Source organism: Rathayibacter sp. PhB152 (assembly GCF_003751395.1).
GTDB classification, from domain to species: domain Bacteria; phylum Actinomycetota; class Actinomycetes; order Actinomycetales; family Microbacteriaceae; genus Rathayibacter; species Rathayibacter festucae.
The window spans coordinates 612,634-626,341 of sequence record NZ_RJUT01000004.1; the positions used below are offsets into that span (position 1 = coordinate 612,634).

Genomic DNA, 13,708 nt, shown 5'->3' on the forward strand with positions numbered 1-13,708 from the left:
CTGGAGGCGGCTACTCGACCAGCACGATGGGCTGCCTCGGTGGCTCTTCGTGGCAGCAGGAGTGGCCGCATCGGTGGCTGCTGGACGGGCACGAGCGGCCGCCCTGCGGGCTGACCGGCGACCGCGCGGGGCCCTGTCACCGCACCGTGGCGACCACGGGCCCCGTCCCGACCTCGGTGCGCGCGTGGGTTCGGCGGCGTCGCCGTCAGCGCCGGGTGAGGAGCGCGACATGGATCTCCTCCGCGAGGAGGTCCAGCGCTCGCGCGTGAGCGGCGAGGGAGTCCCGCCCGGCACGCGTGATCGAGAACTGCGCGATGCGCAGCAGCATCGTTCGACGGTGTCCTTCCAGGAGCACCATGCCTCGGTTCGTGAGCTCGCGGAGTCGTGACCGCAACTGCACGAGGCCGATCCGGTGATCCACTCGAACCGCCAGAGCCGACAGCAGGCGCGATTCATCGCAGTTCACGCCTCGCGCGAGCTCGATGAGGATCAGGGCGTCGAGGGACCGGCCGGCGGCGCAGGAGCGGCAGGTGATGGGAACCGCGTCAGGGCGGAAGGCTGCCATCAGGAGCGGAGGCCGAGTGATCGGGGGTGCGGTGAGCGCAAGGTCATCCCTGGGGGAAAGGGGCGGGCGGTGGCGGGCGGGGACGTCGGCGTGCTGATCGAGGAGGCCGCGGAGCGGGTGGGTCGAGATCCACCGTGGTGGGCGAGGTGGGTCTCGATACGCCGCCCATGGCGGCTACTCGACCAGCATGACGGGGCCTACTCGAAGAGGGAGAGGGTGAGCGTCGAGCTGTAGTCGCCGGCGTCGACGGTGGTGGGGGTCTTGAGTGTCAGGGCCGCGTTCGCGGTCCAGGAGCCCTCCTCGGCGACGCCCGCGCTGTCGTTGGTGATGGCGAGGAGCTCCTGGTCGACGAGGCCGACGCCGTCGGGGCCGCCGTCGAGGGCGGTGTCGACGACGTCGCCCTCGGCGACGAGGCCGGAGTCGCCGCCGTCGATCAGGTTCGGCGCCCAGCCGAGGTTCTCCGCGCCGATGGTGTCGCCGGTGGACGAGGTGAAGTCGCTGGCGGTGCCGAGGACGTACCAGCCGGCGCCGGCGGGGATGTCCGCGGCGTCGCGGGTGTCGGTGACGGTGACCGTGGGCAGGGTGCCGGTGAACTGGCGGACGACGCTGTTCGAGCCGTTCTCGGTCAGGGCGGTGGAGTCGCTCGCGACGGTCATCGAGAGAGCGCCGCCGCCGGTCAGCGGGGCGATCTGCACGTTCACGTCGACGTCGTCCGCGCCCTGCTGCTCGTCGGCGAAGGCGGTGCCGGCGACGCCGAGCAGGAGCAGGCCTCCGGCGAGACCGGCGGCGCCGCGGAGGAGGAAGGAGCGAGCCGTGGAGGTGTGGTTCTGCATGCGGGTGTTCTCCGTTCTCGAGACGGCAGCTTCGCCGTCCGGTTCAGTGGTGTCGGGTGGTCGGTCGGGTCGTGGAAGGAACAGGGTTCAGCCGCAGCTCGCCGCCGCGTACGGCGCCGTGGCCGTCGCGGTGGCCGGCTTGCCCGCGACGAACGCGGTGGCCGTGGCGGTCGCGGAGCCGGCGGGCAGCGCAGCGGTGCGGGTCGTGAACGAGTGGGTGACGCTCTTGCCGGCGGCCACCTCCGCGAACGTCTTCGAGCCCGAGGTCGAGGTGACGACCATCTTCACCGGGAAGGCGTTCGGGTTCGTCGCGACGACCGAGAGGACGACCGTGCCCTGCACGCAGCGGGTCGACGCCGTGGCCGTCGCCGCGATCGCGGGGGCCGCCGGGGGCGCCGTAGCCGTGATCGTCGCCACGGCGAGGGTCGCCGACGAGTTCTGCAGCCGTCCCGTCACCTGGACGCTGTCGCCGGCCTTCTTCAGCCCTGAGAGGTCGGCCGTGCGCCAGGTCACGCCGACGGTCTCGCTGTGACCGTCCCGGAAGCCGGCCGAGACGGTGGCGGGCAGTGCCACCGTCGTGGCGCCGACCGGGGCGGTGGCGGCGACGGGCTTCACCGAGGTGACCAGGAGGGCCGGGTTCCACTTCGCCGCGAGCGCGTCGCGCTCCTTCGCCGTGATCGACACCACGGAGCCGTGCCGGGGCGAGCTCGGCAGCGAGAACGCGGCGGGGTACGTCCACTGGATGTCGCCCTCGAGCGAGTTCGTCGCGAGCGGGATGTAGCCCACTCCCCCGTAGTTGTCGACCCAGAGGAAGTACCGGTAGCCGCTGGTGTCGCCGGGGTTGGCGCGGAAGATCTCGGGACCCTCCACCTCGGGGGTGCCGGCGGTGCGGCCGATGCAGGTGTCGATGAGGCTCCAGGCGCCGGAGGCGGTGGTGGCGCGGAGGTCGCTGGAGCGCTGGCCGATGATGTCCGGCGACGGGCACCCGGAGGACTGGGTGGCCTTGGTGAAGCGGTAGTACTGATCGCCCTCCCTGAGCACCGTCGCGTCGATCAGGCCGTTGCCCTTGTTCAGCCCGGCGACGTCGGCGGAGGCGAACCACGGCTCGGGCTCGGTGAAGGTGCGGAAGTCGCGGGTGATCGAGGTGACGATCTGCGGCCCGTTGCCGTCGGGCCGGGTGCGCGCGTCGTCGAGGTACATCGAGGAGGTCCAGTAGACGACGTAGGCGTCGATGGCCGGGTCGTAGGTCGCCTCGGGCGCCCAGGTCATCCCGGCGTTCGGGACGTTGACCTCGACGTGGCGCTGCTCGCCCCAGTTCACGAGATCGGTGGACTCCCAGACCTCCAGGTGGCGGCTGCCGTTGCTGGTCGCGTCTCCCCAGCCCGAGCGGCCGACGGAGAGGTCGGTCGCGAGGAGGAAGAAGCGATCGCCCTCAGCCGAGCGCAGGATGTACGGGTCTCGGAGCCCCTGGGTCCCCTTGGTCGAGGTGAGGACCGGCTGGGCGTCGTTGAGGGTCTTCCACTGCAGGGCGTTGTCGCCGTCGGACGTCGCGAAGCGCAGCTTCTCGCCCTCGACGCTGTCGCCGGTGAAGTAGACGAACAGGTAGGCGTCCAGGTCGGTCGGGTCCAGAGGCGAGGCGGCGAGCACCGTGACCGGCAGCGACACCGTGACCGGGGTCGTCCCGGCGACGCGCACGGTGGCGGTCAGGGTGACGGCGGTGTCGGTGCTCCCGCGGGTGACCGAGCCCTTCCGGACGACGTCCGGCTCCGCGCCCTCATCGACGGCGCTGACGACGGTCGGAACGGAGGAGGACCACTCGATCACCGCGTCCGCGGCTCCCGCTCGGGAGGCGACCGCGTCGAGCTCGGCTCCCGAGTCGGGCAGCGAGAGACTGCCGCGGACCGGCCCCTGCAGCGCCGGGTCGCTGCGCACGGCGTCGGCGACAGCGCGAGCGAGCTCGGCCTGCACGCTGTCGCCGGCGGCGAACGCCTTCACCGTGACGGTGATCGGTGAGCCGATGACGGTCGCCGCCCCGTGGGTGGCGGTCGGGGTCAGCTGCACGACGGCATCGGAGCTGCCGGCGGCCGGCCGGGTGACCGCTCCGGTGCTGGAGACCGTGCGGGGAGCGCTGGAGGACCAGGTGAGAGTCGATCCGTTCGCACCGCCGGCAGGGAGCGAGAGATCCGCGGTGACAGCGGACGTGCCGCTGACCGACACCGCCGCGTCCTTGGTCGCGAGCGCCGAGTGGACATCCGCGGCGCTCTGCTGGACCTGCTCGGCGGACAGTGCGGAGGACCACACTCGGACGTCGTCGAGTGCACCGCCCCAGAAGGCGTCGGCGCCGTAGAACGACTTGCCGAGGTAGCCCGAGAAGGTGCTGGAGCCGATCGCGGCCACCGCGGTGGAGGTCGTCACCCCACGCCCGACGAGGCTGCCGTCGAGGTAGGTCGAGACGGAGTCGCCGCCGTCGACGACGACGGCCATGTGGACCCAGCGGGCGGCGGGGACCGGAGCCGGAGCGGACGCGCGCACCTCGGTGCCGTTCGTGAGGGCCCCGTAGGCGGACGCGCCGCACTGCGTGGTCGCGAGCAGGTGCGCAGAGACGCCCGACCCCAGGGTGAAGGGCCAGGTGCACTCCGGCGAGCCGCTCCAGAGCAGCCACGCGGACATCGTGACGTCCACCGTGCCGGCCGGGATCAGCCCCGGGGCGATCCGGAGGGAGGCGGCGATCGATCCGCTCGCGCCTCCGGGGAGGGAGAGCGCGCGATCGGAGGCGGAACCGGAGGGCCCGGCGACCGAGCGGGCTCCGGACCCGACGACGGTTCCGGGGTGCGGACTCGAGGCTCCGTCCGCGACGATCGCCCCGTCAGGGATCGCCGACCCGACGGCAGACGAGGTCCCGCTCTCGTCGAAGCTGTAGCGCAGGAGCGGCTCCGGCACGATGGTCGCCGCGCCGGCCGCTCCGAGCGGGGTCATCGCCCCGGTCAGCAGCAGTGCGGCGACCGCCAGGGTCGGCCAGCCGGTCCTGCGTCGTCGGCCGCGGGTCGACTCGGCGGAGGGGCGTCCGGGACGCGGAAGTCGTGACGTCATCAGTGACGCATCCTCTCGGGCTCTGCTTCGAACCATCGGCCGGCCGCGGACGGAGGAGTGTCGTCCCGGTGGCGGCGGCTTCACCGTAGCAACAAAATGTTCACGGTAACAAGTTAAATATCCGTCCCGCGAATAACGGACACTTGTCGGCATTCGGAACGCGTATCGGACGCCCATCGGCCACAAAGCCGAATGGCGCTCGGAATGAAGACTTGTCCCCCAGTCGGGGCGTCATTCCGGCTTGACAGCAGTCGTCCGACACGCACAAGATCGGACCAGGAGGAGTGTTCACGATAACAATCCGCTCGTCCTCGAAAGACCCGGAGGCCGGCCTCTCCATCGCGTCGAGTCGCGTCTTTCGACCTTCTGAAGAATGCGCCGGAAAGCCGGATCAATGATCTTCTCACCGTATCCGCGGTGGACCGGATCAGTACGTCGACCACCCGATAGGGCGGCCGAAGAACCTGAAAGGCATTGCATGTCCAGGACAGTGAAGTCCACCATCAAGACACGCCTACTCGGAACGATGACGGCCGCGCTGATCGCGAGCCTGACCACCCTCGGCTTCGCCGCTCCTGCCGAGGCCGCGACTGCGCCCGTCGGGGTCGGCGCGGCCCAGGAGATCCGCAATCAGCACAGCAGCATGTGTCTGGACGATTTCGACTTCGTCACTCAGCCGGGTGCCGAAGTCCGCCAGTGGAGCTGCTCGGAAGCGACCAACCAGCGCTGGCAGATCCGCGATCTCGGGACCGGTTATGCCGAGATCAAGAACGTCTTCAGCAACCTCTGCTTGGACGACTACAACTTCGGAACCACTCCCGGCGCCGAGGTGCGGCAGTGGACCTGCACGGGAGCCACCAACCAGCAGTGGCAGATCACGGACGTCGGCGGCGGATCCAGCCAGATCCTCAACCGGCACAGCAATCTCTGCCTCGACGACAAGGACTTCGCTCAGACCGACGGCGCCGCGATCCAGCAGTGGACCTGCACCGGTTCGAAGGTGCAGCGGTGGAGCATCACCGACCCGACCGTGCAGAAGATGACCTACGCCCTCGTCCGCTCGGCGAACCCCTCCGCCGACGAGCTCGACGCCTACGCCCGGATCACCGACGCGATGGATCGGGCGGTCGCGCGCTACAACCGTCTCTCGAACATCGACCGGTTCTACACCGTCTACTACGTGCCCGGCGTGCCCACCGCCGACGCGAACCCGAACGGCACCATCCGCTTCGGCGCCGATCGTGGCTACATGCAGGAGGGGACGGCCCTGCACGAGCTCTCGCACACCGTCGGAGTCGGCTACGACGCCTTCGTCGACCGCTGCCAGAACAACGGCTGGACCTCTGCCCTTCCGCTGCTGCGCACCTGGGACGGCCCCACCGCGACCATCAACTGCGGCGGCGGTCACATGTGGCCCTACGGCCTGAACTACAACCCCGAGTACACCGAGCTCGGCTTCGAGCGCCACGTGAAGCTCGTGCAGTCGATGCTGTCCGACGGAATGTAGTCCGAGACATCCACCTGCGGGCCCCGGCCCGGCGAGCGACCTCAGCGCGAGGTCGCTTCGCCGGGCCGGGGCCTTCCGTCTTCTCCTGCCGCGTCACGATTCCGGAATGGTCGAGGGCGCGCCCGCGGCGCATTCCGGAATCACTCGGATGCTCGACATCCTTCACCGCCATTGCCATTTGCCTTGCTATTGCCATCGCCATTGCGTCCCGTCCGAGAATCCACGCGAGATCACGCTCGTCCTCCGATTCTCGGTGTCTCTCCTGCCCGCTCTCGAGAGGGCCTCGCCGACCGACTCGGACAGGAGAGCGGAGAATCATCACGCGTGTCACTGCAGCTCCGGTCCGAGTCGTCCTTCGCTGCGCGGTGCCACCGGCGCGCGCGGTGTCCGGGAACGCCGAGAGGGGGCCCGCCCACTCGACGTGGACGGACCCCCTCTCGGTCGTCTCAGCTGCAGCGTGCTGCGGGGTAGGTCGCCGTCACCGGAGTGGCGGCTCCGTTCACCGTGGCGGTTCCCTCGAGCGTCCCGGCCGACAGGGAGGCGGCCCGGGTGGTGGTCGCCAGCGTGCCCGTCCTCTGTGCACCGATCTGCTGGCTGCGCGCGCCCCAGGGGGTGACCCAGGCGACGTCCGCGGTGCCGGCGCCGGCGTTGCGGGTGGTGATCGTGACGACGGCCCTGCCGGAGATGCAGCGCGTCGTGGCGGTCGCGGTCACGGTGACGGCCGACGCCTGGACGGTGATGGTGGTGCGGACCGTGCGATTCGCGGTGAGTACCTCTTCCGCGGCGCTCATGTCGAGGACCGGTCCCCCGTCGGCGGCCCAGTGGATCCGGCGGAGGTAGGTGTCGCGGTTGCTGCTTCCGTTCGAGCGGGCGTGGAACACCAGGACCTCGTTGCCGTCCTCGTCGACCGTGAAGCTGTTGTGTCCGGGGCCCCACAGGTTCGCGGCCGGGTCGCTCTTCAGGAGCGGAGCGTCGGACTTGGCCCAGACCGTCTGGTCGGTGAGATCGGCGCCGGACGGGGCGGTCAGGAGGCCGACGGCGTACGTGCGGTCGGTTCCCGATCCCGAGTAGGTCAGGTAGACCTTCCCGTCGTGAGTGATGGCCGTCGCTCCTTCCGCGACGTTCGTGAGGTTGGTCTCCCAGCCGTAGGAGGCGGTGACGAGCTTGCGCGGTTCGCTGGTGAGGCGCCACGGGTTCGCGGGATCGATGGTGGCGATCCAGAGCTCGGCGTCGCCGATGACACCGCCGGTGACGTAGCGCTGCGACCAGGACACGTAGGTGCGGCCGCCGTCCTGGAAGACCGTCATGTCGAGGCTGATGCCGGGGTGCTGAGCATCGCGCTGGAGCGCCGTGCCGTCCTGCTTGAGGACGGGGCGAGGCGTCTCCCAGTCAGCGAGACGTGTCGGGTCGCCGCCGGTCTTGAGCTTCTGCACGTAGGACGTCACTCGCTGCCAGTCGATGGCGCCGATGCAGGGCGAGTAGAAGATGTAGAGCTCTCCATTGAGATCGTGCAGCTCGGGCGCCCAGTAGCAGCCGGCGATGCCGGCTGTGCCTTGTGCCACGACCATGCTGTCGGCCGCGGTGCGAAGGCCGTCGATGGTCGGTGAGCTCCGCAGGAACATGCCGGGCTGGTTGTCGCCGCGGTCGTCCGTGGAGATGAAGAGGTACCGGTCCTTCCAGCGGAGGATGTTCGGGTCGGCCTCGGCACGGATGAAGGGTGCCGCGTAGTCGCGCTGTCGCACGGTTCCACTGACCTGGTAGGTCCCCGGCGTGGACGTGTCGACGGCGGCGAGATCGGCGGCAGACCAGTCGACCGGGAGCTTCTTCGTGGAGCCGTCCGAGTAGCCGAGCGTCGCCGCACCGAGCGCGGGCACCGCCGCCCCCTGCGGGACGGTCGCGGCGTCGACGGCCACGGTGGTGTTCCGAATACGGCCCAGTCGCTTCTCGAGAGAAGAGGCGGTGTCGGTGGGGACGACCAGCAGGTTGGACGGCACGGCTCCGGTGATCGAGGTGGAGACGGCGGCGTCGGGCAGCGAGATCGCGCCTCGGCGCAGGTCGCCGCGGGTTCCCGCGTCGGCGAGGTCGGTGAAGGACCGCGAGAAGTCCGCTCCCGCCGCGTCCTTCCAGGTCACTCGGTACTGCTTGGCCGCCGAGTCCCAGACGGCGCGCGGCTCGGAGGCCACGGTCACCTCGAGGTCGACGAAGCCACGCGGTTCGTAGGAGACGAGGTCCTGGGTGGTGAAGAAGAGCGGCGTTCCGCGGCGTTCGGAGTCGACGTCGCCGTTGGTGAGCGTGCGGGTGGCGAGGACGCCGTAGCCGCCGGTCGCGAGCTGGAAGACGTAGGGGTCGCGGAGCGTCCGGGTCTGCACGACATCGAGCACGCCGGTGGGCTGAGCGTCGGCGAACAGGACTCCGGTGTTGTCGTTGAGCGCCTCGGTGCTGGTGCGGGTCGTACCGAGGCCGAGGTGCATGCTGTACGCGACGTTGCTGCCGTACTCCTGCGATCCCAGCGCCGTGCGCTCGTAGGCGAGGAGGTAGCGGGCCCGGCCCGTCGGAAGGACGCGGACGGAGAAGGTCCTCGTCGTGGTGGCCGTTCCGGCGCGGAGCTCCCCCGCGATGGTTGCCGAGACGGCCGTCGTGCCGCTCGTGCGCACCGCGCCCGCTGCGATGCTCACGCCCGAGGTGGTGGTGCGCCAGGTGAGCGTCGCGCCGGCGGGAGCGGTGGGGAGCAGCTCGCCGTCGGCGAGCGTCGGGCGGAGGACGATGCTCTCGGCGAGAGCGTCGAGGTCGGCTTGGGCGTTCTGCGCGGCGACGGTGAGCGGGAAGTCGCGAGTGGTCGAGGCGCCGCCGAGGGTGAGGGTCGCGGTCAGCGTGACGGCGGCGTCGGCGCTGCCGGAGGGCCGGGTGACCGCTCCCGTGCTGCTGATACGCGCCGGGTCGGAGCTCGTCCACCGGATGCTCGAGCCCTGCGCGCCGGTGGTGGGGAGTGCGAGGTCGGAGCTCACGCGGGAGGGTCCGAGGTCGATGGCCGCCGCGTCGGAGGCGAGGGCCGCGGTGCGGACACCGGCGTCGACGCCCGTCCAGTAGCTGTCCGCCACTTGCTGGGCGGAGAGAGCGCTGGTGCGGATCTGGAAGTCCCGCACGCCTCCCTTGTAGAAGGGGTCGGGGTAGGACGAGCGGCCGATGTAGCCGACGAGGTCGGTGCCCAGATCGCTGACCGATCGGTTCGTCACGGTCTCGGCGATGAGGCGGCCGTTGTAGTAGCCGGTCAGCTTCCCGGGCTGCAGGACGGTGGTGTACAGGCCCCAGGAGGCGTCGGTGGTGGGCCCGGTCGGACCGCTCGCGGGGATCCCCGCTTCGGTCGTCCACGGCGCCTGCGTGTTGCGGCTCGCAGTGATCACCGACTTGAAGCGTCCGCTGGGGTCGCGAGGATTGAGCAGCCAGTACTGAGACGGCGGACTCTCGACTGTTCCGAAGAACGCGGCCGCGTAGTTCCCTGCTCCGGTGTAGTTGCGCAGCCATGTCTGGATGGTGAGGGTGTTGCGCCCGTCGATGAGGCCGCGCGGCAGCTCGAGGTAGGCGGCGGTGCTGCCGCTCGCGCCTCCGGGAAGGACGAGCTCGCTTCCCGACACCTGGGCTCCGGAGCCGCGGAGGATCGCGTTGCGCCCGCCGCCGGAGGAATCGGGGACCGTCGTGCCGGAGAGCTGGGAGAAGTCGTAGCGGACGAGGAGATCATCAGCGGCAGTCGCCGGGACGGCCGGTAGCGCGACGCCTGCTGCGACGACCACCGAGGCGAGCGCACCGACCAGGGCGGCGCGCCATCGTGTGGTGGGTTTCATGGGAACTCCTTGTCGTTTGGGCGAGGCAGCGCTGCCTGCCCTGATCCGGAAAGGATCGAAGTCAGAGGGTGGATGGGTCGCGGGGAGTGGGGCGGGCCCGCGGGCCGGCCCCACTCCCCCGGCGCCCTATCCGCAGCGAGCTGCGGGGTAGGTCGCCGTGACGGGCGTGCTCGTGCCTGCTGCGACGGACGTCCCGGTGAGGGTCCCCGCCGTGATGGCGGCGGCACGGGTCGTGATCGCGAGAGAGGCGGTCTTCTGCGCGCCGATGCTCTGGGTGCGCTCACCCCAGGGCGTCGCCCAGGTGACCACAGCGGCGGCGGTGCCGGCGTTCCTGGTGACGACCGTGACGACGGCCTTCCCTGCGACGCACCGCGACGTGGCGGTGGCGGTCACCGTCGGGGTCGTTCCCCGGACGACGACGGTGGCGGTGACGGTCCGGTTCCCCGGCGCCACCTCCTGGGTCTTCGTCAGCGACAGGTCGAGGGTGCCGTTGGCCCGGACGTTGACGCCCTTCAGCCAGGTGTTGCGGTCGGAGTCGAAGAGGCCACCGGCGTTCACCGGGTCCGTCGCCAGGTGCGGGTCCTGGTACGGGCGGGCGTGGTAGGCGAGGACGAGATTGCCGGACTCGTCCTTCGCGAACGAGTTGTGACCCGTTCCGGCCTGCTGCTTCGTGTAGTAGCTCGTCTCGTCCGCTCCCAGACGACCGGTGAAGGTGTCGTTGGTGTCCAGGACCGGGAACGCGGTCTGCTTCCAGCTCGCGGGATCCTGCAGGTTCGCCGTCGCGGTCGTGCTCAGGAGTCCGAGGCTGTAGTACTTGTCCACCGTGCCGCCTGAGTAGGTGATCGAGATGGTGTCGCCCTGCTGCACCATGAAGGGCGCCTCGACGACTCCCTGGTCGCGTCCTTCGGACGTGTCGCTGGGAGTGGGCGCGAGCTTGCCGATCTCCCACGGCTGGCTCTCGCCGTACACGCGCGTGAGCTCGCCGTCGACGAGGGGCACGGTCCCCTTGGAGCCGGAGACGGCCTTGCCGATCAGGATCTGACCGCCGGAGGGCATGATCCAGTAGCCCTGCTGCTTGCCGGCCTCGGTGCGCTCGAAGTAGCTGACGTCGAACGCGGCGCCGTCGAGGACGACGGGCTCGCCCCACTTGGTCTGGTCGAAGAAGCCGCCCGCGGCGATCGATGCGTCGGTGCCCGTGTACGGAATGAGGACGGTGTTGTCGCAGAAGCCGCCGACGGGGGCGTAGCCCTTGTTCATCCCGGCGACGATCCACCAGGTGCCGTTGATCTTGTGGAACTCCTGCGCCCAGATGAAGCCGCCCCAGCCGTAGAACGTGTTCGGATACTGCCCCTCCTTGCCGGGCGTGCCCTTGTCCGGATCGATGACGATCTGCTCCGGCGCGTCCTGCAGCCCCGCGAGCGTCGTGGCCCGCTTGAGGCCGATCTTGCGATAGCTCGAGCTCTCCTCGATCGGTCCGAGGGAGGACTGGCCGTAGTGCGATCCGGTGAGGTAGTAGTAGCCGTCGTCCGGGTTGAAGAAGACGTGCGGATCGGCGCGGGCGTCGCTCACCATCTCCTCGGGGTCCTGCTGGACGGTGCCCGAGACCTGGTAGCTGCCCGGCTTCGTGGTGTCCACTGCGGAGAGGTCGTCCTGCCAGTCGACGTTGAGGCTCTTCTTCGATCCGTCGTTGTAGTCCAGCGTGGCCTGCTTCGGAAGCGCGGCCGCGACTCCGGCGGCTCCGGCTCCCTGGGCGACCGTGGCGTCGATCCTCTCGACGCCCGTGTTCTGCAGGTCGACGTAGTTCTTGTAGAAGACGTCGAACTCGGCGAACGTCAGTGCGAGGTCGCTCGCCTGGCTCTGCGCGGCCCAGGACGGGAGTCCTGCGCCCTGGACGCCGAGGACCCGGGTGTCCGCCTTCGACGTGACGCCGAGAGGAGTGCTCGCGGTCAGGTCGGCGAGGACCGTCACTCGTCCCTCACCGGTGAGCAGGTCCGTCCAGAACACCTTGTACTTCTGCGCCGTGGCGTCGAACACGATCCGCGGGTCGGTCACGACCGAGCCGGGAGCGATCCGCACGGCGCGCTGCTGCGAGAACGTGCTGCCCTCGGGCGAGGTCCACACGTAGACGGAATCGGTCGCGTTGTTCTGCGCGGACACCGCGCCGAGCGCCCCGTTCGCGGACCGGAAGAGGCTCGGCGACCCGACCTGGGCGTTCGGCTTCGCGCCCTGATCGCCGTCGTTGGCGACGTACAGGATCGCCTGGGAGCGGTTCAGCGGCTCCCAGCTGCTGCCGCCGGCGGGCAGTGCCGCGGCGTACAGCGCGTCGGCGCGGCGGTCGTCGTTGTAGGCCAGCGGGTCGTCCTTCGTCCCGGCGGTGGTGGTCACCGTCTTGACGTAGGTCGCGATCCGTCCGCCGGGAGCGGCGATGCGGCTGTCCCAGCGGAAGGTCTGGCTGCTGCCCTCGACGGTGGCGGTGAGCGTCACGGCGGCGGTCCCGGTGCCGAGGCCCGACGTGTCGATCGCTCCGTTCGACTGCACGCGGCCCGCTCCGGCGCCGGTGGCGCTCCAGGTGACCTGCTTGCCGAGGACGCGGGACGGGAGGTCGCCGAGCACGGTGGCCGGCACGGCCAGTGCGGCGCCCGCGTCGGAGGTGACCGCCGGGTTCTCCGCGCCCAGCTCCGCGCCGGAGAGCGCCCGGTTGTAGATGCGCAGGTTGTCGATCATGCCGGAGAAGTACTCTCCCCCGCCCCAGTTCGCCTTGCCCACCTGGAGGACTCCGCCGGACGAGCCGAGGATCTGGCTCAGCGGGACCCCGGAGCCGTTGACGGCGACCGGCTTCCTGTCGACGAAGAGACGCGTCGTCGTCTCCGTGACGACCAGATCGACGTGCTTCCACTCGGCGTTCGTCGCCGTCGTGGCCAGGTTCCCGGCCGTGTTCCGGCCGTTCGTGTTGTCGTACCGCTCGACCGTGATCCCCGAGGTCCGATCGAGGACGCCGAGGTAGTGCTCCTGGGCGTACTCCTGACGCGTGGTGGAGCGGGCGGCGAAGACGGCCCAGCCGGTGTTCGCCGCGGCATCGGGCTTGCTGTCGTAGGAGATGGTCACGTTCTGCCGGCCGGCCAGGAGCGCCTTGCCGTCCGTGGCGGTCAGGTCGAGCCACGAGGCCGACGAGAGGCGCGCGGCTGTGCCCTGGCCCGTGTTCCCGGGGACCAGGTTCGCCGCTCCCTGGACGGCAGCGCGGGTGCTGCGATCGACGAACGCGCCGTTGCTCGGGGCGGCATCGAAGGTGAAGTCCGCGAGCAGGCTCTGCTCGGGAGACGGGACCGCATCGACTGCCGCAGCGGCTGCCACCGGGACCGCGCAGGACGCGAGAAGCGCGACCGACGCCGCCGCGGCGGTGACGAGTGCGCGCATCGCCCTCGGATCGGGCCGTCTCGAATCCGGTCGTCTCGAATCCGGTCTTCTCGGATCCGGACTCTTCAGGTGGGGGGACGTCGACATTGACGGTTCCTCTCCGGATTCGCCTCTGAATCCGATGTGGTGAAGGCGGAGAGCGCTAGTTGCGCAACACCTGTCGAGCTACTGGGAGGACGGGGGATCCTCGTCGACACGCTGAACCTAATGCAGATTGTTCACGGTAACAAGCCGTTCGATTCCGCAGGATCGCGCTCCTGGTGCGCAGGATCACGACACCGCGGCGGCCGCGTCCGACCGAGAGTGGAGCCGACCCGTTCTCCTTGGAAGAGACGCCCGCACGCATGCTGGTCGAGTAGCCCCGCAGGGGCGTATCGAGACCCCTTGTGGTCAAGTGGTTGTTGCAACGAGGAGTTGGTCGAGGCGTTGGGCGGGGGTGGCCCAGTCGAGGGTTTTGCGG

At 70.1% G+C, this 13,708-nt stretch carries 6 protein-coding genes; 1 reads left to right on the forward strand and 5 read right to left on the reverse strand.

Annotation, left to right across the window (positions count from 1 at the left end):
* Positions 1 to 205 precede the first annotated feature (205 nt).
* The 3 genes from EDF36_RS12880 to EDF36_RS12890 form a co-directional block, all read right to left on the reverse strand.
* Complete coding sequence (locus tag EDF36_RS12880) at positions 206 to 565, reverse strand: hypothetical protein (protein ID WP_123703838.1); 360 nt, start codon at positions 563 to 565, stop codon at positions 206 to 208.
* A gap of 197 nt (positions 566 to 762) precedes the next feature.
* The gene (locus EDF36_RS12885; protein ID WP_123733306.1) at positions 763 to 1,398 is read right to left on the reverse strand and encodes a hypothetical protein; all 636 of its coding nucleotides are present in this window, start codon (positions 1,396 to 1,398) and stop codon (positions 763 to 765) included.
* Between the two features lie 87 nt (positions 1,399 to 1,485).
* Positions 1,486 to 4,488 carry a LamG-like jellyroll fold domain-containing protein gene (locus EDF36_RS12890; protein WP_185020467.1) on the reverse strand — a complete coding sequence of 1,001 codons (3,003 nt, stop codon included), beginning with the start codon at positions 4,486 to 4,488 and terminating at the stop codon, positions 1,486 to 1,488.
* Positions 4,489 to 4,966: 478 nt separating this feature from the next.
* On the opposite strand from EDF36_RS12890, the gene EDF36_RS12895 reads away from it, so the two are divergent.
* Positions 4,967 to 5,995, forward strand: coding sequence for an RICIN domain-containing protein (locus EDF36_RS12895; protein ID WP_185020468.1), 1,029 nt, complete (start codon positions 4,967 to 4,969; stop codon positions 5,993 to 5,995).
* A 446-nt stretch (positions 5,996 to 6,441) separates the two neighbouring features.
* Here EDF36_RS12895 and EDF36_RS12900 read toward each other — a convergent pair whose 3' ends face one another.
* Both EDF36_RS12900 and EDF36_RS12905 read right to left on the reverse strand, forming a co-directional pair.
* Complete coding sequence (locus EDF36_RS12900; protein ID WP_123733309.1) at positions 6,442 to 9,834, reverse strand: family 43 glycosylhydrolase; 3,393 nt, start codon at positions 9,832 to 9,834, stop codon at positions 6,442 to 6,444.
* A gap of 126 nt (positions 9,835 to 9,960) precedes the next feature.
* Positions 9,961 to 13,248 (reverse strand): family 43 glycosylhydrolase, encoded by a 3,288-nt coding sequence (locus tag EDF36_RS12905; RefSeq protein WP_185020469.1) that lies wholly within the window; start codon positions 13,246 to 13,248, stop codon positions 9,961 to 9,963.
* Positions 13,249 to 13,708: the final 460 nt, after the last annotated feature.

Excerpts from the sequence above, each read along its gene's own strand:
- EDF36_RS12905 (WP_185020469.1), bottom strand. The coding sequence starts at position 13,248 with ATGCGCGCACTCGTCACCGCCGCGGCGGCGTCGGTCGCGCTTCTCGCG.
- EDF36_RS12895 (WP_185020468.1), top strand. The coding sequence starts at position 4,967 with ATGTCCAGGACAGTGAAGTCCACCATCAAGACACGCCTACTCGGAACG.
- EDF36_RS12880 (WP_123703838.1), bottom strand. The coding sequence starts at position 565 with ATGGCAGCCTTCCGCCCTGACGCGGTTCCCATCACCTGCCGCTCCTGC.
- EDF36_RS12885 (WP_123733306.1), bottom strand. The coding sequence starts at position 1,398 with ATGCAGAACCACACCTCCACGGCTCGCTCCTTCCTCCTCCGCGGCGCC.
- EDF36_RS12900 (WP_123733309.1), bottom strand. The coding sequence starts at position 9,834 with ATGAAACCCACCACACGATGGCGCGCCGCCCTGGTCGGTGCGCTCGCC.
- EDF36_RS12890 (WP_185020467.1), bottom strand. The coding sequence starts at position 4,488 with ATGACGTCACGACTTCCGCGTCCCGGACGCCCCTCCGCCGAGTCGACC.